At 53.2% G+C, this 21,461-nt stretch carries 16 protein-coding genes; 7 read left to right on the top strand and 9 right to left on the bottom strand.

The genetic code is table 11. The features are described 5' to 3' along the window. Window positions 1-201: zinc ribbon domain-containing protein (locus VB712_RS14870; RefSeq protein ID WP_323256064.1), on the top strand; the 201-nt coding region annotated here is incomplete at its 5' end. Here VB712_RS14870 and VB712_RS14865 read toward each other — a convergent pair. Together VB712_RS14865 and VB712_RS14860 are read right to left on the bottom strand one after the other, a co-directional pair. After that, window positions 181-444 (bottom strand): hypothetical protein, encoded by a 264-nt coding sequence (locus tag VB712_RS14865; protein WP_323256062.1) that lies wholly within the window; start codon window positions 442-444, stop codon window positions 181-183. The two genes, VB712_RS14870 and VB712_RS14865, sit on opposite strands and share 21 nt — an antisense overlap. Before the next feature lie 62 nt (window positions 445-506). Next, window positions 507-1,316: a cell division protein FtsQ/DivIB gene (locus VB712_RS14860; protein ID WP_323256060.1), complete on the bottom strand. Its 810-nt coding sequence runs from the start codon at window positions 1,314-1,316 to the stop codon at window positions 507-509. A gap of 425 nt (window positions 1,317-1,741) precedes the next feature. On the opposite strand from VB712_RS14860, the gene VB712_RS14855 reads away from it, so the two are divergent. From VB712_RS14855 to VB712_RS14830, 6 genes are all read left to right on the top strand, one after another. Further along, window positions 1,742-3,067, top strand: coding sequence for a P-loop NTPase fold protein (locus VB712_RS14855; protein ID WP_323256058.1), 1,326 nt, complete (start codon window positions 1,742-1,744; stop codon window positions 3,065-3,067). A 60-nt stretch (window positions 3,068-3,127) separates the two neighbouring features. After that, window positions 3,128-4,036 (top strand): ribokinase, encoded by a 909-nt coding sequence (rbsK, locus tag VB712_RS14850; protein WP_323256056.1) that lies wholly within the window; start codon window positions 3,128-3,130, stop codon window positions 4,034-4,036. A gap of 16 nt (window positions 4,037-4,052) precedes the next feature. Then, window positions 4,053-4,958: an Rpn family recombination-promoting nuclease/putative transposase gene (locus tag VB712_RS14845; protein ID WP_323256054.1), complete on the top strand. Its 906-nt coding sequence runs from the start codon at window positions 4,053-4,055 to the stop codon at window positions 4,956-4,958. A gap of 351 nt (window positions 4,959-5,309) precedes the next feature. Further along, complete coding sequence (locus VB712_RS14840; RefSeq protein ID WP_323256053.1) at window positions 5,310-5,864, top strand: ShlB/FhaC/HecB family hemolysin secretion/activation protein; 555 nt, start codon at window positions 5,310-5,312, stop codon at window positions 5,862-5,864. Between the two features lie 90 nt (window positions 5,865-5,954). Further along, complete coding sequence (locus VB712_RS14835) at window positions 5,955-11,081, top strand: WD40 domain-containing protein (protein WP_323256051.1); 5,127 nt, start codon at window positions 5,955-5,957, stop codon at window positions 11,079-11,081. 17 nt (window positions 11,082-11,098) lie between these two features. Next, entirely contained in the window at window positions 11,099-12,169 is a 1,071-nt protein-coding gene (locus tag VB712_RS14830) for an NAD-dependent epimerase/dehydratase family protein (RefSeq protein WP_323256049.1), read from the top strand. A 77-nt stretch (window positions 12,170-12,246) separates the two neighbouring features. Here the strand turns inward: VB712_RS14830 and VB712_RS14825 are convergent, their stop codons facing one another. The 7 genes from VB712_RS14825 to VB712_RS14795 form a co-directional block, all read right to left on the bottom strand. Further along, entirely contained in the window at window positions 12,247-13,485 is a 1,239-nt protein-coding gene (locus VB712_RS14825; RefSeq protein ID WP_323256047.1) for a glycosyltransferase, read from the bottom strand. After that, a complete protein-coding gene (locus tag VB712_RS14820) occupies window positions 13,482-14,624 on the bottom strand; it encodes a glycosyltransferase family 4 protein (protein ID WP_323256045.1) in 1,143 nt (380 codons plus the stop codon). The genes VB712_RS14825 and VB712_RS14820 overlap by 4 nt, the downstream gene beginning before the upstream one ends. Window positions 14,625-14,809: 185 nt before the next feature. Beyond that, window positions 14,810-18,148 (bottom strand): Swt1 family HEPN domain-containing protein, encoded by a 3,339-nt coding sequence (locus VB712_RS14815; protein ID WP_323256043.1) that lies wholly within the window; start codon window positions 18,146-18,148, stop codon window positions 14,810-14,812. Between the two features lie 62 nt (window positions 18,149-18,210). Next, complete coding sequence (locus VB712_RS14810; RefSeq protein WP_323256042.1) at window positions 18,211-18,723, bottom strand: hypothetical protein; 513 nt, start codon at window positions 18,721-18,723, stop codon at window positions 18,211-18,213. Beyond that, on the bottom strand, window positions 18,716-20,089 hold the full coding sequence (locus VB712_RS14805; protein ID WP_323256040.1) for a DUF3696 domain-containing protein: 1,374 nt from the start codon (window positions 20,087-20,089) through the stop codon (window positions 18,716-18,718). Before VB712_RS14805 ends, VB712_RS14810 begins: the two co-directional genes overlap by 8 nt. A gap of 56 nt (window positions 20,090-20,145) precedes the next feature. Beyond that, window positions 20,146-20,775 (bottom strand): type I restriction enzyme HsdR N-terminal domain-containing protein, encoded by a 630-nt coding sequence (locus VB712_RS14800; protein ID WP_323256038.1) that lies wholly within the window; start codon window positions 20,773-20,775, stop codon window positions 20,146-20,148. A 20-nt stretch (window positions 20,776-20,795) separates the two neighbouring features. After that, window positions 20,796-21,443: a Uma2 family endonuclease gene (locus tag VB712_RS14795; RefSeq protein WP_323256035.1), complete on the bottom strand. Its 648-nt coding sequence runs from the start codon at window positions 21,441-21,443 to the stop codon at window positions 20,796-20,798. Between the last annotated feature and the right edge of the window lie 18 nt (window positions 21,444-21,461).

Below are 21,461 nucleotides of genomic sequence, written 5' to 3'. Positions count from 1 at the left end.
AAACGAGTCCAGAAGGCACTCTCAGTCAGAACCCATCACTGTCCCCATTGCGGCTATGAGGCTGACCGAGATGTGAATGCTGCCATCAACATCCTGCGCCTGGGACTAACTACCGTGGGGCACACGGGAAGTTATACGCTTGGGGAGATTGGGCCTCTGGCTGGGTTGGAGCAATCCTGCTCAGTTAAGTCCGGTCTTTGAACCAAGAATCCCCGTCGCTTCAGCGCGGGGAGTGTCAACCTCTAGGATGGCGGTAATTTGGGCAACGGTGAGGGTATTTCCTTCGATCGCCAATGTGCCTTGGATCGTGCGAATCCGGTTTTGTTTGCGGAGTTGGGGAGATGTGACGAGGGGGGATTGCTGGACTTCGCCAAGAAGCGTCGCAATCTGGCTAATGCGGTGAACAATGGCGGGGGTAATTTGAAACGGGGGTTTGTAGGGCATGGGATCTAGACAAAGGCGGATGACCCCAACCGCAGCAGGTTCGAGCCATCCGCCTTGAGGGGTTAGCGCAGTTGAATGGCGGGGGCTTCAGTGCTTTGGAGATCGATGTAGTCGATGTTGCTGGGTTGGATGTGGGTGGGGAGGGTGCGCATTTCCGCCAATACCTGCATTTGCTGTTCAAAGCGGCGGGGGTGATAGGTGCCGAGGTGGACATTGCCTAATTCGGTGTTGAGGATGATGTTACTGGGGGTTTGGAAATCAATTTCAAAAATTTCCGTGGCCGATCGCGCCAGATGACTGTAAATTGCTGGCCAATCCTCCCGACTGTGATCCGATAACCCGATGACGGTTAAGGTCGGTAATTCGGGCATCTCTGCTAAATCAGTATAGCTACTATAGGGGAGCCAAAACCCTTGATCATCCACAAGACCCTCACCATCGGGTTTAAACCCATGAATGGAGGTTTTAGATCCCGGTTTGACCAGGGCCACGGGTCGCCGCTCTTGCACTTCAATGGTCAGGCCGGGGGGCAATAAACGGCGGGTGACGATCGCCTGGGTAATGGGGGATTGGGCTTCGATAGCCTGTCGGAGCACCTGGGGTTGAATCTCCAGGAGGGGTTGGGGGTAATCGAGGGGGACGAGCGATCGCACCGATGCTGTGGATAAATATTCATTGCCCAAGACGGTAATTTGTTGGGGATCACTAATTACCCAATTGGGGCGGGTGACGAGCCAGAGCGTCCCCCCGGCCATGGCAGAGAGGAGGAGCGATCGCCACAGGGTTTGCAAAATTCGCAGTTGCCGCCGTCGTTTTAAGCGGTGGCGGCGCAGTTTTAAATCCTGAGAAGTGGTAGAGGTGAGCGTTGCCATCGTGAATTTGCTCAGGGTGTGGTTAGACAGCGCAGGCTTTTGACCATTGCCTAGCTCAGGCCAAAACGAAGCCCCCAAGGCAAGGGCCATTATTCGGCAATCTTAGCCCAACTTGACTCAATTCTGCCCACACCCCCGCCTAGGGGATAGACCAATGGCCCCAGATCCACCAAAAGCCGATACACTCTAACCCTGGATCACAGCATCACATTTCCATCTTTGTTTAATCGCCCCTAAACCATTCTGTTACGGGTAGGGCATCCCAATCGGGAGCAGCGATCGCCCATTTTCAGCATCCACTATTAATGGGGATCGAGTCGATCCGCGATGGGCAAAGCCCGGTCGGAGACCATCGCGCACCTATCCCCCTTCGATTGCACCGGCTTCGGTTGCTCTTCTTTGCATCTATTTCAGGGAATCGTTTCATGCATCTTCATCAATTTTTCAAAGCCTGTAATCCCAGTAAAACCTTAAACCTCAGTAATGCCAGCGATCGCCGCTATTACATTGATTTTGCAGCGGTGCGGGGGGGCAAAGTGGTGGAAGCATTAGAGCGAACGATCACCCGCCTATCCCCCGAAGATCCCACCTGCCAACTGTTTAGCGGCCATATTGGTTGTGGTAAATCTACGGAACTTCTCCGTCTTAAAGCGGGTTTAGAGGCCCAAGATTTTCATGTGATCTATTTTGAATCCAGTCGGGATTTAGATATGGCGGATGTGAGTGTCAGTGATATTTTGCTCGCCATTGCTCGCTCGGTGAGTGAAAGCCTTGAAGCCGAAGATATTCATTTTAAACCGGGCAGTTTTACCGCCTTATTGGAAGATGTGAAATCCCTGTTACAAAATGCCATTGATATTACTGCCGAAGCAGAATTATCCGTGGGCATTGCCCGCATTACGGCGAAAACGAAGGATAACCCCAAGCTGCGGGAGCAACTGAAACAGTCCCTAGAACCCCGCACGGAAGGGTTATTGCGGGCGATTAATACGGAAATCCTCGACCGCGCCCAAGCCGAATTAAAATATCGCGGCAAAGCTGGTTTAGTGGTGATTGTCGATAACCTTGATCGCATTTCCCCCAGTCGAATCACGCCGACGCGATCGCTCCCTGAACACCTGTTTATTGATCGCGGCTCCCAACTGCGCCGCCTCAACTGTCACATGGTCTACACGATCCCCCTCGATCTGGTTTTTTCCAACGATTACCAAACCCTCAAAAACCGCCTCGGGGGGGGGGTTGCCCCGACCATCCTACCGATGATCCCGATCCAACATCGGGACGGCCGCCCCCACGGGGAAGGCATGGCCCTTTTGCGTCAACTGTTGCTGACCCGTGCCTTTCCGGAACTGAGTCCGGGCGATCGCCTCGCCCATCTGACCGAAGTTTTCGATCAACTCTCCACGCTGGATCGCCTTTGCCAGATCAGCGGCGGCCATGTGCGCAACCTGTTAGGTCTGCTCTATACCTGTCTGCGCCACCAAGATCCCCCCATTCCCCGCGACTGTGCCGAAACCGTAATTCGCAGCTATCAAGATGATCTGCTGTTAGCCTTAGAGCAGGATGAATGGAAGTTGATTTTTCAGGTCTTGCGGGAACAAAACCTCAGCGGCGAAAAGGAATATCAATTGTTGCTCCGCAGTATGTTTGTGTTTGAATACCGGGATGACCAGGGCCGTTGGTTTGGCATTAACCCGGCATTAATGGAAACGGAACCCTTTCGAGCGATGGCTGCCCAACAGATCCATTAACAGATCCGCAATCTTGCCCATGGAGCTTGTACCCTTAAGGAAAGTGTTTTTTCCTTTCCCATGACCGTTCTTGTCCTCGGCAGCATCAATATGGATTTAGTGGTCAAAACCCCGCGCCTGCCTCAGGCGGGGGAAACCTTGATTGGCCATGAGTTTTTCTCCACCTTTGGCGGCAAGGGGGCAAACCAAGCGGTGGCCCTAGCGCGGTTGGGTATCCCGGTGGCGTTTATTGGCAAGGTGGGGGGGGATGATTTTGGCGAAACGTTGCAATTGGCGCTGCACGCGGCGGGGGTAGATACGACGGGGTTAGGGGTGAATCCAGATGTGAATTCTGGGGTGGCTTCGATTGTGGTGAGTGCGACGGGGGAAAATACGATCGCCTGTGCAGCGGGGGCCAATAGTACCGTCGGGGAAACGGAGTTAGCCTATTTGCGCCAACAGCTATCCAAAGCGGCTTGGTTGATGATGGATTTGGGGATTCCGATGGCGGTGGTGGGGGAGGCGATCGCCCTTGCCCAAGCCGCCCAAGTGCCGGTACTCATTGATCCCGCTCCTGCTACGGAGCCTCTACCCCTAGAACTTTGCAGCGGGATTAACATCCTCACGCCCAATGAAGTGGAGGCGAGTCAGTTGGTGGGTTTTCCGGTGCGAGATCCTGAAACGGCGGCGGCGGCGGCGGCGGCGATCCAAGGTTGGGGTATTGCCACGGTATTGATTACGTTGGGGGGTCAGGGGGTGTGGTGGGCTGGGCCAGAGGGGGCGCAATTGATCCCCGCTTTACCCGTAGAAGTGGTGGATACGGTGGCGGCGGGGGATGCCTTTAATGGGGCATTAATTGCGGCATTGGTGGAGGGAAAAAGGATGGAGGAGGCGATCGCCTGGGGCAATGCCGCCGGAGCCTTAGCCGTCACCAAATCCGGCGCACAACCCTCCCTCCCCACCCGCAGGATGCTGTTAGATTTCCTCTGATGACCGACTTCCACCCATGACCAAATATCTCAACCCCTTCACCGACTACGGCTTTAAAAAACTCTTCGGTGAAGAACCCAACAAAAACCTGCTCCTAGACTTCCTCAACGAACTCCTCAAAGATGAACAGGGGAAAATTATTTCCCTCAACTACATCAAAAACGAACAACTGGGCAGTTCCGACCTCGACCGCAAAGCCATCTTCGACCTCTATTGCGAAAACGAAGCCGGGGAAAAGTTCATCGTCGAACTACAAAAAACCAAACAGCGGTTCTTCAAAGACCGCACCGTCTACTATTCCACCTTCCCCATCCGCGACCAAGCCCCCAAAAACGATTGGGACTACCAACTCAGTGCAGTCTATTTGATCGCCATCCTAGATTTTGTCTTTGATGATGATAAACATGAACCTGAAAAATATCGCTATGATGTCAAACTCACGGATATTGATACTTGTAAAGTCTTCTACGACAAACTGACATTCATCTACTTGGAAATGCCCAAGTTTACCAAAACCCTAGGGCAACTAGAAACCCGTTTTGATAAATGGTTATACATTTTGCGAAACTTAACTGAAATGGAGGAAATCCCCAAAACCCTGCAAGAACAGGTGTTTGAGCAACTATTTGCAACCGCAGAAATTGCCCGGTTCAGTCGGGAACAAATGCGCTCCTATGAGGATAGTTTAAAATACTACCGGGATTTGAAAAACTCCATGGATACAGCACGGGATGAAGGTAAAGAAGAGGGCATTGAAATTGGTCGTGAGGAAGGCATTGAAATTGGTCGTGAGGAAGGCATTGAAATTGGGGTAAAAACCGTTGCCTTTGCCCTCCTGCGGGAAGGGATTGATGAAGACGTGATCTTAAAAGCTACCGGCTTAACGGCGGAACAATTGGCCAAACTGCGGCGGGAAAGCTGAGGCGAACCCACCCCGACCAGGAGGGGACTGTTTCCGGAATCCCCTCCTGGGAGGGGTAGGGGTGGGTTCTCCCTTGGCAGAAGATTTGGACAGTGTAGCGATTCTGCCCACACCGTCGGGGCTTGAAATCCCCGCCTCAGAGTAAAAACCCGTTAAAACGGGTTCTGGGAGTAAGCTCCAGCCCACTTTCGCTATGAGCCAAGAACTTCAGTTCTTGGCGGAGCGGAGTACGGCAAATTCATCCCGAAAAATCTTGGGTTTTACCTGACCGAATTTCCTATGAATAAATATTTCTAAATCGTTAAATAAATTTTCAGGAATTATTAAGAATTTTTTTCTAATAAAAAAAATATGACTAGTGGGCGATCGCAATTTAACCTCGGTATAGATGCGTTGGGCATTACCCGCAACGATGGGCCGATTCCCGATGGTCGCTTCTTCAGTTGGGCGGGTCAAGTGGTACGGGTGCAACAACTCGATCGCAACAATCGCCTCATCCTCCAGGGAGATCTGCAACTCACCCCCAGCAATCTCCTGGGTTCGGAAACCTTTAGTATTGGCGGCGGCCAAACCCTGCGGGGCTATCGCCAAGGGGCGAGATCAGGGGATAATGGTTGGCGCTTTTCTGCTGAAAATCGCTTCACCTTCGCCCGCAGTAACGAGGGACAAAACCTGTTTCAAGTTGCGCCCTTTTTCGACATGGGAGCAGTGTGGAATAACCCCAGTAATCCCGCTCAGATCCGCTCTGATCATTTCCTTGCGGGTTTAGGGTTGGGTTTCTTGTGGATTTCTCAACCCCATTTAACTGCCCGCGTGGATTTCACATTGCCCTTGATGAATACGAGCGATCGCGCCACCAACCTCCAGGACGACGGGATCTATTTCAGCCTCAACTACCAGTTTTAACCCGATTTTTAGCGGATCGAGTTCTGCAAAACTCAGAAGTTCCTGGGGTATGATCCAACCGTAAACGTGGGTGCATTTGCGGGATGATTCATGGCTTTCGCTGAACCGATGACAGCAGCCAACCAGCGATCGCTCCTGGCCTTGGGGCGAGCCATGGTCTTGGCCCAAGAAGAATTTAACCTGATCTTGGTGCGTTGCAACTATCAAGATTTGCGGCTGCAAATGGTGGCGGATTTAAGGGCGTGGTTTGCGGAAACAGAGGGGGTTCGGCTCCGCTCACCCCAGGGGGAATCGGCAGGATTTGCGACGGGGGGAATGGAGCCTTGGTATGCTTTGCCTTTGCCCCCGGAAGCGGTGGATCTATTCCAGATTTTGCGCCAAGCCTATCGGGAACACCGGCCCCCCGCCCTGATGGTGTGGGGGTTTGAGGGGGTGGTGGATTTGAAGGCCCTTGTCGAAGGGGCGAATCAAGTCCGGGATGAATTTCGGCGGGATTTGCCTGTGCCGATTGTGCTGTGGATGAGCGATCGCAGCCTCCAAACCCTGACCCGATTAGCCCCCGACTTCAAAAGCTGGGCAGCCATGTCCATTCACTTTGAACTCTCCCTGCGCGAAGCGATCGCCTTTTGGTGGGAAGCCACCGAACATCTGTTTAAAAACCTCCTCGAAGCCGGGGCCGCGACCTTTCTCCCCAATGTTGCCCTCGGTTTAGCCCCCGGCTGTCGCCTCCGCCAAGAATTAGAAGCCGCCCAACAATCGGTGCATAGTACCCCTGTCAGCGCCGCCACTTGGCAATTTATCCTCGGTCGCGATGCCTATGCAGCGGGGGATTGGGGAGGGGCGATCGCCCATTATCAGCAAAGTTTAGAGGTGTGGAGCCAAGGCCAAGGCTATTGGAGTCCTAAAGCTGCCCCCATTGCCCCCCCACCCACCCGCACCCTTAGTAACCCTTTCCTCGATCAAAAGGGCCTCCTTCTCTTTCACCTTGCCCTCTGTACCAATGCCCAAGCCGCCCAAAACCCTGCCCAAGCTGAGGAATATTGGCAGGCCACCCGCAACTATCTCGCGGCAAGTTGGGAAATTTTCACATTGCGATCGCGGGAAGAATTCGCGGCCCAACTGCTGATCCATTGGGGCCATGTTTTATGGCAACAGCAGGATTGGGCCAGTTTACAATCCCTGATTAACTACAGCGAAACCCTCAGCCTGATCCAAACCACCCCCCTCTATCGCAGTCAAATCTACGGCTTCCATGGCCACATTGCCCAGGCTAAAGGGGAACCAGAGCGAGCCATTGCCCAAGGACAGCGGGCCTTACTCCTGCTTGCTGACGATGCTGTGGGGAAGAGCAGAGAGCAAAGAGAAGTGAGAAAAGGAGATCTCAATCCTCAATCCTCAATCCTCAATCCTCCAATAGTGAATCCCCTGATCCGGGCTTGGTTGGCGGCAATGGTGGCCCAAAGTCAATGGACGGCCCAAGGGGAGGCGATCGCCATTGCCACGCTAGAGCAGGCCCGGGGGGAACTGATTGCCCAATGGTCTTTAGCCCCATCGATGATTGGGTTACAACGGGAGGCGGTGCATATTCAAATTCTCCAACAGTTGCGATCGCTCCATCGTCATCAGCGGCAGTATAAACGGGCTTTTAATCTCAAACAGGAACAGCATTTGCTCGAACAGGTGAGCGGTCGCCGTGCTTTTCATGGTGTGATTCCTACGCCCCTCACCCCCGATTTACCCCAATATGCGCCGGAATTGGTGGCGGGTCGGGAAGTGGCGATCGCCCAATGGATTGAACGCCTCAGCCGCAATGATTGTAAGTTAACGGTTCTCCATGGGGCATCTGGCGTGGGAAAAACCAGCCTGTTGCGTCACCTCATCCCCCAACTGGCCCACCAAATCATCGGCGCAAGGGAAGTCGTGCCGGTGTTACAAACCCAGTACCGCCCTTGGGATCAGCATCTCTATGCTGCCTTGGAAATGGCGATGCCGTTAGAGCATCCTGTTGTTGATCCGCAAAGTTTTTTAGAGCATCTCCGTTGGAATGGTGAACATCGGTTACTCACGGTGTTGATTTTTGATCAGTTTGAGGATTTTTTCTTTTTCTGTGCCGATGGTTCAGCACAGCAGCAGTTTTATCAACTGTTGCGGGATTTGTTGCGGTTGCCCTTTGTCAAAGTGGTGTTATCGCTGCGGGAGGATTATCTCCATTACCTCCTCGCCATTGAGCGATCTGTTGATCTTGATGCCATTGATCACAATATTCTCAGTCGCCAGGTGCGCTATCCCCTGCGGGATCTCACCCCCGCTGAAGCGGAGGAGGTGATTATTCAGTTAACGCGGCGTTCGCGAAGCGTCTCCGCAGGAGAATCACAATTTCCCATGGCCGCCAATTTACGCGCCGCCTTTATTGCCGATTTAGCCGCTAAGGGGGGGACGGTGCGGCCATTGGAATTGCATCTATTGGGGGCGCAATTGCAGGCGGATCAAATCACCACCTTGGCGCAATATCGCCAATTGGGGGAGAGTCCGAAAACGGCTTTAGTGGGGCGATCGCTCGCTACAATCATCGCCGACTGTGGCCCCGAAAATGAAAACGCCGTCTGGCAAGTCCTCTTTACCCTCACCCTCGACAACAATACCCGCCCCCTCAAAACCGAAAGCGAACTCTGTCATTTTCTCCAAGAGGCCAAACCCCAAAGCGGTAAGGCGGAACTCACATTGATTTTAGAAATTTTGGTGGGATCTCGGCTCCTGTTTCGCTTCCCTGAAGATCCTGAAGACCGCTATCAGTTGGTGCATGATTACCTTGTGCCGACGATTCGCGCCCAATATCGCGATCGCCTCCAGCGGGCGATCGCCGCCGAACGGGACAAACATCACCACCAACTCCTCAACCTCACCCGTCAACGGTGGCAGGCCTGGCTCATCGGGGGGGTGATGACGATCCTCGCAACTCTCCTTGCCGTTGGCACCTGGCAAATCAACCGCCAACGGCAACAGGCGGAAGCCGCCCTCAACAATGCCGAACTCCTCACCCTCAGCACCACCGCCGAAGCCCAACTCGCCTCCGGCATGGGGTTTAATGCCCTGCTCACCGCCCTCCAAGCCGCCCACCATTTAGCCGCCCTCCGTCAAAACGCCGATCCCCTGCCCTATGCAACCATGCCCCCCGTTGAAGCCCCTGTGCAATTGCGCGTGATCACATCCTTGGATCGGGTCATTCATCAGGTACAGGAGCGCAACCAACTCCAGGGTCATAGTGATGTGGTGTGGGATGTGGTTTATAGTCCCGATGGGCAATTTTTAGCCAGTGGGGGGCGCGATCGCACCGTTAAAATCTGGCTCCCCAATGGCCAACTCCACCACACCCTCACCGGCCCCACCGACAGCATCACCAGCCTCGCTCTCCAAAGGACGGGAGCCAACCGCTATCGCCTCATCGCCAGTAGTTGGGATGGCCGAGTTTATCAATGGGAACTCCAGAAGACTGCCCAAGGCTTTCGCAGCAGCCTCCGCCGCCAATGGCAAGCCAGCCCCAGCCAACTCTACAGCCTCAGCCTCGATCAAAACCGCCTCGCCACCGCTGCCAGCGATGGCAGGGTTACATTGTGGGATCTAGGGGAACAGGGAAGTGAGGCCAGACCAGAGAGTAACAGAGATCTCACACCGCAACCCATCCTGAACTTATTCCATGGCGATGCCGTCCGCTGGGTAGCCCTCAGTCCTACGGGAGAGGAGGTGTTAGCGGTGGATCGTCAGGGTCAGATCAGTTTGTGGGATGTTCAGGGTGCTTTGATTCGTCGTTGGCAGGGCCATGAAAAAGCAGCATCCTATGGCGTATTTAGTCCCGATGGGGCGATGATCGCCACGGCTAGCGATGATCACACCGTCAAACTTTGGGATCGAGCGGGGAATTTGTTAAAAACTTTGGAGGGCCATAGCAGTTGGGTGTTTGCGGTGCAGTTCAGCCCCGATAGCCGCACCCTGGCCACCGCCAGCAATGACCAAACCGTCAAACTGTGGGATTTAGCCCCCACCCCGGAAGCCATCCAGTTACGCCAAACCCTGCCGGGCCATCGCGATGGCGTGACGAGTTTGCGATTTAGCCCCGATGGCCGCACCCTCGCCACCTCCAGTTATGACACCACGATCCGCCTTTGGCAGGTGGAACCCTTAGTCCGTCCCCGGTTGCGGGATGATCTATCCACTGGGGGGATCCAGGCGGTGGCCCTGGCCGCCGATGGCCGGGTGGCGGCGGCGGGGGCTGATGGGATAACGCGGTTGTGGAATCGGCAGGGTAAACTTGTTCATCGCCTGATCGGCCATGGGGATGCGGTTACGGCCCTGGCCTTTTCCCCCGATGGGGAGATTTTAGCCACCGGCAGTTGGGATCAGCGGGTGCGGTTGTGGGATCGGTGGGGGGAATCCTTGGGGGTTTTGGGGGGCCATGGCGATCGCCTCACGGCCTTAGCCTGGCATCCCACAGGGCAATGGTTCGCTTCAACAGGGCGCGATGGCACGCTCCGGCTCTGGACTGCTTCAGGGCAGGCACTAACCCCTTTCCATGATGCAGCGGAGCGATTGAACACCGTCGATTTTAGTCCCGATGGCCGCTGGCTTGCCGCCGGTAGCGATGATCATCACATCTACCTTTGGCCCTGGACAGCCATGCTCAAAGCTAAAGCCGATTCACTGATAACCCCCCAAATCCTCAAGGGCCATGAAAATTGGGTCTTAGCCGTCCGTTTTTTACCCCAGGTTCTAGGCCATCGGCCTTCCCCCCATAACCCCCATAGCGGTTTAATTTCCACCGATTACAGCAATCAAATTCGCCTTTGGAATGGCCAGGGGGAAGGGATTAAAACCGTCACCAGTCCCACCGATAGCATCACCCACCTCAGCCTTAGCCCCCATGGGGATTTGTTTGCTGCCACCACCTGGGATCACCGTCTTCAGTTGTGGAGTCGTGACGGCGAGTTATTGCAGGAATGGGAAGGGGATCAGGGGCAATTGATGGGGGTGGTGTGGGATCGGGATGGTTCGCGCATTGCTACCGCAGGGGCGGATGGTTCGGTGGTGCTGTGGTCGGTGGATTTGGATGATCTCATCGGCCAGGGTTGCCATTGGTTGGCGGATTATCTGCGCTATAATCCCACCGCCCGCACCCAAAGTGCCGTTAAAATAAACGGTCAATCCCAAACCCTCTGCCGTTAATCTTAAGGAATTTAATCATGGCCGTTGCAATTATTACTGGTTCCGCTGGCTTAATTGGTTCAGAAGCGACCCGCTTTTTTGCCCATCAGGGTTTAGAAATTGTTGGGATTGATAATGATATGCGTCAGGTTTTTTTCGGTGAAGAAGCTTCCACCACTTGGAACCGCCAACGGTTAGAGCAGGAATTGGGGGCCAGTTATCGCCATCACAGTTTAGATATTCGCGATCGCGCCGCCATTGAAAACCTCTTTGCCCAATATGGCCACAATATTAAACTGATCATCCACACCGCTGCCCAACCCTCCCATGATTGGGCCGCCCGTGATCCCCACATGGATTTTACTGTCAACGCCAATGGGACGCTCAACCTCCTAGAAGCCACTCGCCTCCATTGTCCAGAATCTCCCTTTATTTTTACCTCCACAAACAAAGTCTACGGCGACACCCCCAACCGCCTCCCCTTGGTGGAATTAGAAACCCGCTGGGAAATTGACCCCAGTCACAGCTACCACGGGGGTATCCGTGAAGATATGTCCATCGACCACACCACCCATAGCCTGTTTGGGGCTTCTAAGGTGGCGGCGGATGTGTTGGTGCAGGAATACGGCCGTTATTTCGGCATTCCCACCGCCTGTTTTCGCGGCGGTTGCCTCACTGGCCCGAACCATTCCGGCACACAATTACATGGTTTTCTTGCCTATTTAATGAAATGTGCTGCAACGGGTACGCCCTACACTATTTTTGGTTACAAGGGAAAACAGGTGCGGGATAATATTCATAGTGCGGATTTAATTCAGGCATTTTACGAATTTTTTAAGGCTCCTTTGGTGGCGCGGGTGTACAATACCGGCGGCGGTCGTCAGAGTAATTGCTCGATGTTGGAAGCGGTGCAATTGTGCCAGGAAATTACGGGACGAGAAATGCAAACTACCTATTCTGAAACTAATCGCATTGGGGATCATATTTGGTGGATTAGTGATAACAGTAAGTTTGCAGCGGATTATCCCCAATGGCAGATGGCCTATGATGTGCCGAAGATTTTGCGGGAAATTTACGATTACAATGGCGATCGCTGGCAAAACGCTTAATCTCAGCCGCCCAAGATCAGATCAAGAAGCAAGCCTACGCCCCTTGTGGGAGAAGGGGCGGGGGGATGAGGGGTAAATTATCCAAACTGGGATGCTCCCCTACCATGGAAGCATATTAATTGCCCATAAAGCTGATTGAAATATTGGCCTTTGGTTTCCCAGGAAAAGTGCGATCGCACCCGCTCATAACCCGCTTCACCCCAATGATCGGGAGCTTTGGCCACCTGCTCTAGGGCGATGGCGAGATCTTCAATCACTTGGGGGGGATTGTGGGCTTCAATGAGTATCCCGGTTTCTGGCGTGACTTGTACCCCAGGGCCGCCCCAATTTAAGCAAATTACGGGCCGCCCTGCTGCCATCATTTCTGCACAGACAAACCCCCCCGATTCGTGCAAACTGGGATGGATTAAAGCGTGACATTCTCCCATTTTTGCCAACACTTCCCCACGGGGCAATAATCCCCAAAACCGCACCCGCTGCCCTATCCCTAAGGTTTGGGCTAATTGCTCTAAACGCGATCGCTCCACTCCATCCCCGATGATCCAATATTCCGCCGTGGGGATGTTGGCCGCTGCAAAGGCTTGGAGGGAAAGGTGCAACCCCTTCCAATGGATGAGGCGACCGACGGAGAGAAAGCGCATCGGGCCGGGTGGGGGTGGGGGAGCCTGGGCGAGGGTGTCGATTTCCGCTGTGGAGAGGGCGATCGCCGTCGTCACCTCTACCCGTTTTGCCCCCAAGCGGCGCAACTTCACCGCCGTTTGCTCCGTACTGGCCAGGGCGATCGCCGCCCGTCGCGCCGTTAACCCCACAAAGGGATCATGCTCCCCCAACCAGCGGGCTGTATCCCGCATCGCCTCATAGACCTTGCCCCGGAAATTAAAATCCCGCCAAAAGGGAGCCGGAGCCGATTCCCCACCCCCCACCGGCCCCCAGATAAAAGGGATTGGTAATAATGCCAAAAAACTAGGATTCCAATAGCGTACATAGGTGACATGGCGAGCCAGATCAAATTGAATTTTTTGATGCCATTTTCGGGCCACAAAATAGGCCCAAATTTGCCAAAGGTAATAATGCACAATCAGCAACCCCTGTCGCCCCTTCCAATCCTCACTCCAACCGAAGGGTTCAAAATAGATAAACTGCAAATTGGGGATCGGATTTTTCGCTACATAGGGTTCAATGGTTCCCGCACAAAACCCCCGCGTTAACACCCAAACCTGATGCTCCCGCGCCGCCTCAACGGCCATATTCCAACCGACCCCTTCTTCGGAGCCTAACCCCGGCTCACAGGCAAAGGCAGAAAGTAATAGTTTCATGGTTTTTCTAAAATCCTGTGGGTCATGTCAATAAAGGCTTGGGCGGCGGTTTCGGGGGTGTGGTGGGCGATGATTTGGCGCGATCGCTCCCCCATGGGTGCAATGCGTTCGGGATGGTTCAAAAAATAGGCTAAGGCTTGGGCAATTGCTAAAGGATCATGGGGGTCAATCACAAAACCATTGCCCTCCGGCTCGATTAACTCACAGGCCGCCGCCCCTTGGGAGCAGATCACGGGCTTGCCAAAGACCATCGCCTCGGAAACCACCATGCCCCACACATCTTCATAGGTGGGAAAGACAAACACATCCGCCGCTTCAAAATAGCCCGCCAATTGGTCATAATCCACCCATCCCTGCCAACGGACTTGCTCACCAATGCCCCCTTGAGCAATGCGGGCTTCTAACTCCCCGCGCTGTTCCCCTGTGCCGATAATCCAGAGGGTGTAGGTGGTGAAGCCTTGAGATTTGAGCAGAATACAGGCTTCAAGGAGCGATCGCAGCCCCTTGCGTTCGGTGATGCGGCCGACGTAGAGGAAGATGGGGCCAGGGCCAGGGGGGGGGATCGGTTGGGCGGAACGGGCGAGGGCGGTGCGATCGGGGACAAGGTAGATGCGTTTGAGGATCTTGTGCGCTGGATAGTGGAGGACTTCGGTTAAATACCGTTGGCCGATCGCCGTATTGGCCAACACGCCATCCACCCCCGCCATCATCCACCGCCGGATCACGGTGCGCCAATTGCTCGGGCCAAAATCGGTATTGGGGGAACTGCCATCATGGATAATCACCACCCGCCAGCGGCCGAGGGGTTTAAACAGAATCACCAGCAGCGTCCACAGGGAAAAGGCTTGGGGATAGACCACATCGGGTTTAAACCGCAACAGGCGGGGAATGACGGCGGGGGAAAGAATGATCAGGCCGCGATCGTAGCCAGTTTTTACCCGTTGGGTTTCAACGAACTGCATCCGGCCGACGATTTCAATCAAGGCTGCGCCGGGTTGTTGGGGATCATAGCTGGGATAAACTCCGCCGGTATAGAAGACAGCAGCGGGGATGGTTTGACTAAAATGGGCTAAGACCGGCTGCCAGTAGGCCCCCAATTCAATGGAGGGAACTAACCAGGCCACACGCAAGGCTTTCATGGGAGATCAGGAAATTTTCCCCAGTATAGGGCCGTGTTTCCTCGGTGGTGCTGATTTCCCCCTGCATCGGTTCCCCCAAGCGGAGTAAGCTCTAGCCCACTTTCGCGATGAGCCTTGGGTTTGAAACCCAAGGGGGGGCGGTACTCCCAACGTTAAGTTGGCTTGCGCCTACGGAAAACGGGGCTTTATTGATCCTCAAAACCTTGAGATTTAAATCCCAGGGTGCGGCAGTTTTCGAGGACGGTGCGGGTGATGTCGTCGGGGACATCTTGGGGGATGTCGGCGGAAATTTCCAGGCTGACTTTAACGTTTGCGTCTTGGAGTTTGGTGAGGTGTTGGACGATTTCTTTGGCGATCTGCTCAACATCGCGGTTGAGGCGGATCGGATCGAGGTCGATGGTACCAAAGAAGCGTTTGGCTTGGGGTTGTGGGGGCAGCGGTGGTGGTGGGAGGGGAGTGATCACCTTTGTACCCTTCCCATTTTTTCCTGTTGGATCTAGTGACGGCGGTTCTGGTTGTGAAACAGGAGGGGTCGGTTTGTCGGCATCCAGTTGGGCTTGGGCAATTTCTGGATTGACGATCAAGCTATGGCTATCAATTTTAGGCTCAATGATGCTACCCACCGTTAAGCCTAGATAGCGATTTTTCGCCGCATCAAACCCCGTTGCATAGGCAAAATAGTTAGACCAATCTGTTGAATTGACCCCATTTTTGATCCCTTCTAAAAGCACATTGGCATTTTTAAGGCGCGGTAAATAAACATATTGGGTGAAATAGCCCCAAAGCTGTTTAAGATCAATATGGTTGCCATTGGGCCAAACGTAGGGCGTGAGGGCTTCCATCTTGAGGATTGGCGCAGCAAATTCCGTCAGTAAATTCTGATCCCCGCAGGTTCGACGGCTGGCCTGCTCAATGGGCGATTCAGAACCCGATAGAGAAATTTCCATGAAATCAATGGGATCTTGGGGATGGGGTTGATCGGGGGTGATCAACCATTTATAGGCTTGGATCAAGATTTTATCCACATCTTGATCACATTGACTATGCTTGGTTTTAGCTTGCTGGTTTTGAAAATTATCAAGATTGAGGATTTCTTTATCCTCAATGATCGAATCCCAAGCTAAATATTGGGCAACATATTGGCGCAGATTCTCGATATCTGTCTGATCCGGGGCAAGGAAGATGAGCGTATTTTTATGGTAGCGGGGGCCATTGCCGCGCTGGTTTAAGGCCTCTTCAATCCAGCGGTGGGCTTGGCTCTCGGTGGTTCTTTTACGATGGGTTAATTGGGGATGCAATACTACCAAGCGAACGCCACTATTCGGATCGTCGGGAATATCAGCGGAGCTTTCCGGCGCAAGATGAATCGCAGTAAATTCGCCTCGATTTTTATCCTGTTTCAACCGTTTAATTAATTCCTCCCAAACCCGATACTCTTCTTCGCGGATTTGGCTGGCCCTTTCTTGGGCGGTGCGGTTAACGTTGGGTTGCGTTGAGATCCAATAGCGATTGCCGTCGATGTAGAGGTAGGTGGCTTGGTCGGTGAGGCGGCGTAGGGCATCGGCAAAGGTGGCGACGGTTTCCCCGGGTTGGACGCAACCTAATTTAATCTGTTTATCATCGAGGCCGCGATTGGCGGCCCGGAGCGTGGGGGCGGATCCCATGTAGATGGTGCGGGTGACGCGACGACAGGCGGAATAGCGGCCAAGGTTGGGATTATCGCCATCGGTTTTGAAGGGTAAGGAGTTGGGGCCATCTACATCTTTTTCAATGACGGGCAACCATTGATCTTCGAGATAGCGGGTTAATTCCGATTGCACCTGGCTATCATCAATGGGGATTTGGGCGGGCATGATCATCAGGCCCCGGTCATCACGCACCCATAAACAATGGATCACTTTGGCCATGAGGCGCAAGACCCCCCGAGTGCGTTGAAATTTATCTAAACTTGACCAATCGGAATAGAGGCGATCGAACAGTTCCGGGTGGATGGGATAGGCGGCTTTCATGCGCCGCTCATAGTCGGCTTCACTGCATTCGCTGGGAAATTCGGCTTTTTGGTTGCGGTAGAGTTCTCGGAAACTGCGGATCACGGCATCACGATCGACATAGAAGCTGGGATCGGTTTTGGTTTCAAAGAGTCGCCGCCGCACAATTTCAAAACTTTCTTCGGCGCTGGCGGGTCGCCAGGGGGATTCAATGCGACCGATCGCATTTTTCAACCGATCTAAGGCGATTTTACCCCGCTCTCCCCCCACTTCAATATCCGAGGCGGGAACACTGACGACGAGGAGTGTATTTTTGGCATTTTTGGCCGATTCGCTGAGGGTTTGGGCAAAGGTAAATTGGGTATCAAAATCTCCTGCTAGTAAATCATTTTCATCATGCAATTGCCGGGCATAGGCCACCCATTCATCAATCAAAATTAAACAGGGGGAAAAGCGGTTAAACAGTTGGGTGAGGGTATCACCGGGGTTTGTGCCGGTTTCATCGGCTAAACGCACCAGTTCATAGCCTTCGGCTCCCCCCAATTGCCAAGCCAATTCCCCCCAGAGGGTTTTGATCAGGGGGCGGTTTTGGCGCTCATGTTCGGGGCGATAGGCGGGGATGCCGCTGGGGGGGAGCTTATGACCCACTAACACGGCAACGTTGACATCTTGGGGGGGCTGCTCAATGTTGGTTTCTTGAAAAATGGCCTCCATGCCGGGGAGGTCGCTAATCTGCATGACATTGCAGAGATGGTAAAGGGAAAGCATGGCGTGGGTTTTGCCGCCGCCGAAGTTGGTTTGTAGTTCGATGACGGGATCGCCCCCTTGGCCGCTGAGGCGCATCAGGGCATTACTGAGGAGTTGTTTGAGTCCTTCGGTGAGGAACGTGCGGCGATAGAATTCGGTGGGGTCGCGGTATTCGTCGGAGCCTTCATCGAGGTAGACCTGCCAAAGGTCGGCGGCAAATTCTGCCTGTTGGAAGCGGCCGGAGGCGACATCGGGATGGGGGGTGACGATTTCCCGCCAGGGTTTGAGGCCGGCTTGGGGTTGGCCTTCGGTGGGGGCGATCGCCGCTTTTCGGGTTTGTTGGCGGGCCTGTTCTTCAAAGCGCAGGCGCAATAATTCCTGTTTTTGCTTTTCCACCGGGTCGGCTTCGGGGGCGGAGACGGCGGTGAGCAGGCGGGTGATGCTATCGAGGGCGCGGTAGGCATCATCGGTGGAGACGGTGGTTTTATGGGCCCAATCGTTGCGAATGTTGCGCAGTTCACTGACTAAGCTGCGTTCGGATTGTCCTAACACCCGTTTAAACACATTGTTCCACTGATCCCACATCACAATCAGCAGGGAGGAAATATCTTCCTGGAGTACCTTTTGGGGGGTTTTATTGCGGACGTAGTGATCCGGCAGGGCGGCGGAGGCGGCGACGAGCCAGCGATCGCCATGAACGGTGCGCATTTCCCTTTCCATGAAGGGATAGAGTCCATCCCGGAGTAAATTGAGGGCGCGTCCGACTCGTTCGTGGTTGGTGATGGCCATGGGATAAAGATCCTTGGGTGAGCGTTAGTGTTTTCGGGTGAAGTCCCGCGATCATCGAAGGGTTAGGATTGATTATTGACAGTGATCACAGGTGAAGCCAGGATATCAGGACAAATGAATTTAATTGTAATCCCCAATTGGGTAAGGGGTTGATAAAATTCGAGCCAGTCCGAATCAACGGCATTGATGATCGGTGGATTTGCTGAACATTGTAGGGCGATCGCCACAAATTTTCGATCTGAGGGATCAAAATGTTGCAAATCAGGTTGCTCTGGAAATTCGCGAAAACTGCCATTTTCGGGGGTGATGTTCACCTGTTGGCAACGATGAGGATTAGCCAGGTTCGTGAGTATCCATTTCAAAAAAGCATCACCAACGCCGGGTTGCCCTTGGGGGTTCACTTTATGTTGATACTCCCGTAGAATCAGCCATTGTCCATCAATGACGATCTGGCCCTGCTGTTGAATGTGGCGTAAATACTTCACAGCAGACCATTGGCATTGAGGTGTAACCTGGGGACAATCCCGGCCATTGGCGGCAATTAAGACATTGGTATCAATGATCACTTTAAGCATGGGTTTCGAGTCGCTCCCCCATCTGTCGTTTCATTGCCGCTTCAGTCATGGCGATTAAATCGCCCATTTCGTCACCAAAGAATTGTTCTGGCCAGTTGGCAATATTGCCAAAGGAATCGATAGCTAAGGGAGTCATGGTTGATTGTCCATCGGGGTTAGATGTACAAAAGTAAAGCTGAATATCTTGGGGGTTTAAACCTTCTTCGGCTTCAGCGATGCGGCGTTGGAGTCTTCTCAGGAGGTGTTCACTATGGCTCTCAACAATAATTTGGATCTGGCGAGTTTTAATCGCATCAACGAAAACATCAGCGAGGCCAGCTTGAACGGAGGGATGCAGATGAATTTCAGGCTGTTCTAAAATGATTGTTGAGCCTGGGGGGGCGTAATAGCAGAGGACAAGAACGGGCAAAATTTGGGACAAGCCAAAACCAACGTCAGTGATGAAGACTTCAGGAGAATGGGGAGTTTGCTGTACTTTAACCTCGTATTCTTGGCGGTTTTCCCCAATGGGTTGGACTTTAAAGGTTTCGATCAGTCCCAATTTTTTTAACCATTGAGCAATATAGGCTTCGAGGGCGATCGCCTTTTTGCCTTTACCCTGTTTAATTTTAGGCAATTGACGAGATGCCAGAAGGGCAGAGATGGCTAATTCGCCCCGTTGCCCGACATCTTGGGGTTTTTCGCCGGCCCAAGCATAGAGGCGTTGGGGGTATTCCCGTAGGGGGCCAAGATAGTAGGTTTGTTGAAAAGCATTTTCATAGGCCAGGGAAAAATCAGAGAGGAAGCCGGTATTTTGAAAGTAGCCGCTGGCTTGGTCAGGAAATCCGTAGTTTTTGATCGGATTGGGCAATTCCCAGGGTCTTCCTTTGACTCGTTTGGGTTGATAGCCCGTGGCTTGAAGTTGATATTGATGGGCTTTTCGTTGCAGTCCGAAACTTATTGCTTCGGTGTTACTGGTGAAGCAATAGCGAAAGTAATCGACGCAGACTTGATCCGGTTGAAGTTGAATTTTTGAGTGAAATTCAAGGGTTTTGATGTTGAAAAGAATATCCTTGCCTTGAGGATCGAGAATTTCTAGGGCTTGGGGAAGTTCCCAAGTGAGGCTAAATTCGATAGGATTGGCGATGGTGTGATTATGGGCAATGTTGTGAAATGTGCCGAGGTTAACGTAGCTGCGCTGGTCTCCGGTATGAAGAACTCTGTGGCGATCGCTCGATTCGATGGTTTGTTTCAGTAGGAGTAAAAATTGGAGAATCGTGGATTTTCCGGAGCTATTATTGCCAAAAAAAGCCGTGATGGGGGCAAGGTTAATGGTTCCCGTGTCCTGCCAAGACTTAAAGTTTTGAAGATGGAGAGCTTTAAACATGGGGTGTAGGCTTCAATTGTGGAGAACTTCGTGAGATGTTGATGGAAAAAAGCGGTTCAGAGCGATCGCTCTGGGGTAATTTGTTTCAGGATGGCGAGAACGGGATAAAGTTCGTTACCAGGATTGAATAGGGAGAAAAGGCGGGATGTGGCGTATTGGGGGCTAGGGGTGCGGCTGGCTTTTAAGAACAGGTATTCTGTACCGTTGGTGATCAAGCCGAAGGTGGGCTGTGGGGGGTTCGGGTTGGCCAATAAGTAGGCGAGGGTTTGGGGCAAGGCGCGGACAACGGCAAAATCGCTGCGTTTGGACTCGATGACCACCAGCCAGAGCAGGCCATTCACGACTAAAACATCAATGCGCCCCCTGATGGTCATGCCAGCATCTACCAATTCTAGGTTGGTGCTGGTTTCAGTGGTGATGCGAAAGGGACGGCGATAAAAGCCCGCGAGATCCAGGAGTGGAGCGAGTATCACCAGTTTAACGCTGTTTTCTAAAACCGGCGGATCTTCGAGGAGGTCGAGAAAGTTCAGTTTGACGCGATCGAGGGACTGTTGTTCAAGGTCGCTGAGGGGTGGGGTGTTTTGTTGCCATTCGCTGAAGAACTGTTGATCGGGGGCGGCTTGGAGGTGGAGGCTCTCTTTGAGGAGGCGAAGGGTGACTTCTGAGGCGGCGATCGCTTGACTCATGGCATATCATCTCAAAATCTTTAAACTTCAAGGGTGGCGCGGATTTTTTGCCGCAATGCCCGGAGGGCGGGGCTACGTCCCATCGTCCCACTCTGCTCTAGGACTTCTGCCACCCAGGGCAAAATCGGGAGATCGGGGAATGTGGGGCTAAGGGGGGTCTGCTGGTATTGTCCTGATTCTAGGACATAAATCTGAAGTTGGCCGTTGCTATAGACCCAAAGTTCGGGAACACCGAGACGGATGTAGGCGGCGATTTGGGTTTTGGAGGTGATGTCGATTTCGATCGCCAGATCGGGGGGGGGATCGATGGCGAGATCGAGGCGGTCTTTGCCGATCATGGTTTGGTGATTTTGGATATAGAAGCATTCATCGGGTTCGATGCCGTAGTTCATTTCTTGGCGTTTGAAGGTGGTTGAACCAAAGCATTCGCAATCGATTTGGAGTTCTTCGAGGAGGATTTTAATCAGGTCGCTGATGATGGATTTTTGGCGTTCATGTTGGGGTAATGGCATTCTGATTTCGCAGGTTCCATCGCTATAGGCAATCCGGCTGGCGCGTTTTTCGCCCAGTTCTTGCAAAATGGCTTCAAATTCTAGCCAGTTGACCTCTTGAATGAGGAGATGTTGACCGGGAGGAACGTTAATTTGTCGGAGTTGGAGTGTAACCATGTAAAATTCAGGGTGGGA

The organism is Spirulina sp. CCNP1310 (assembly GCF_034932185.1).
Taxonomy (GTDB): Bacteria; Cyanobacteriota; Cyanobacteriia; order Cyanobacteriales; family Spirulinaceae; genus Spirulina.
This window is presented reverse-complemented; position numbering and strand designations above follow the sequence as displayed.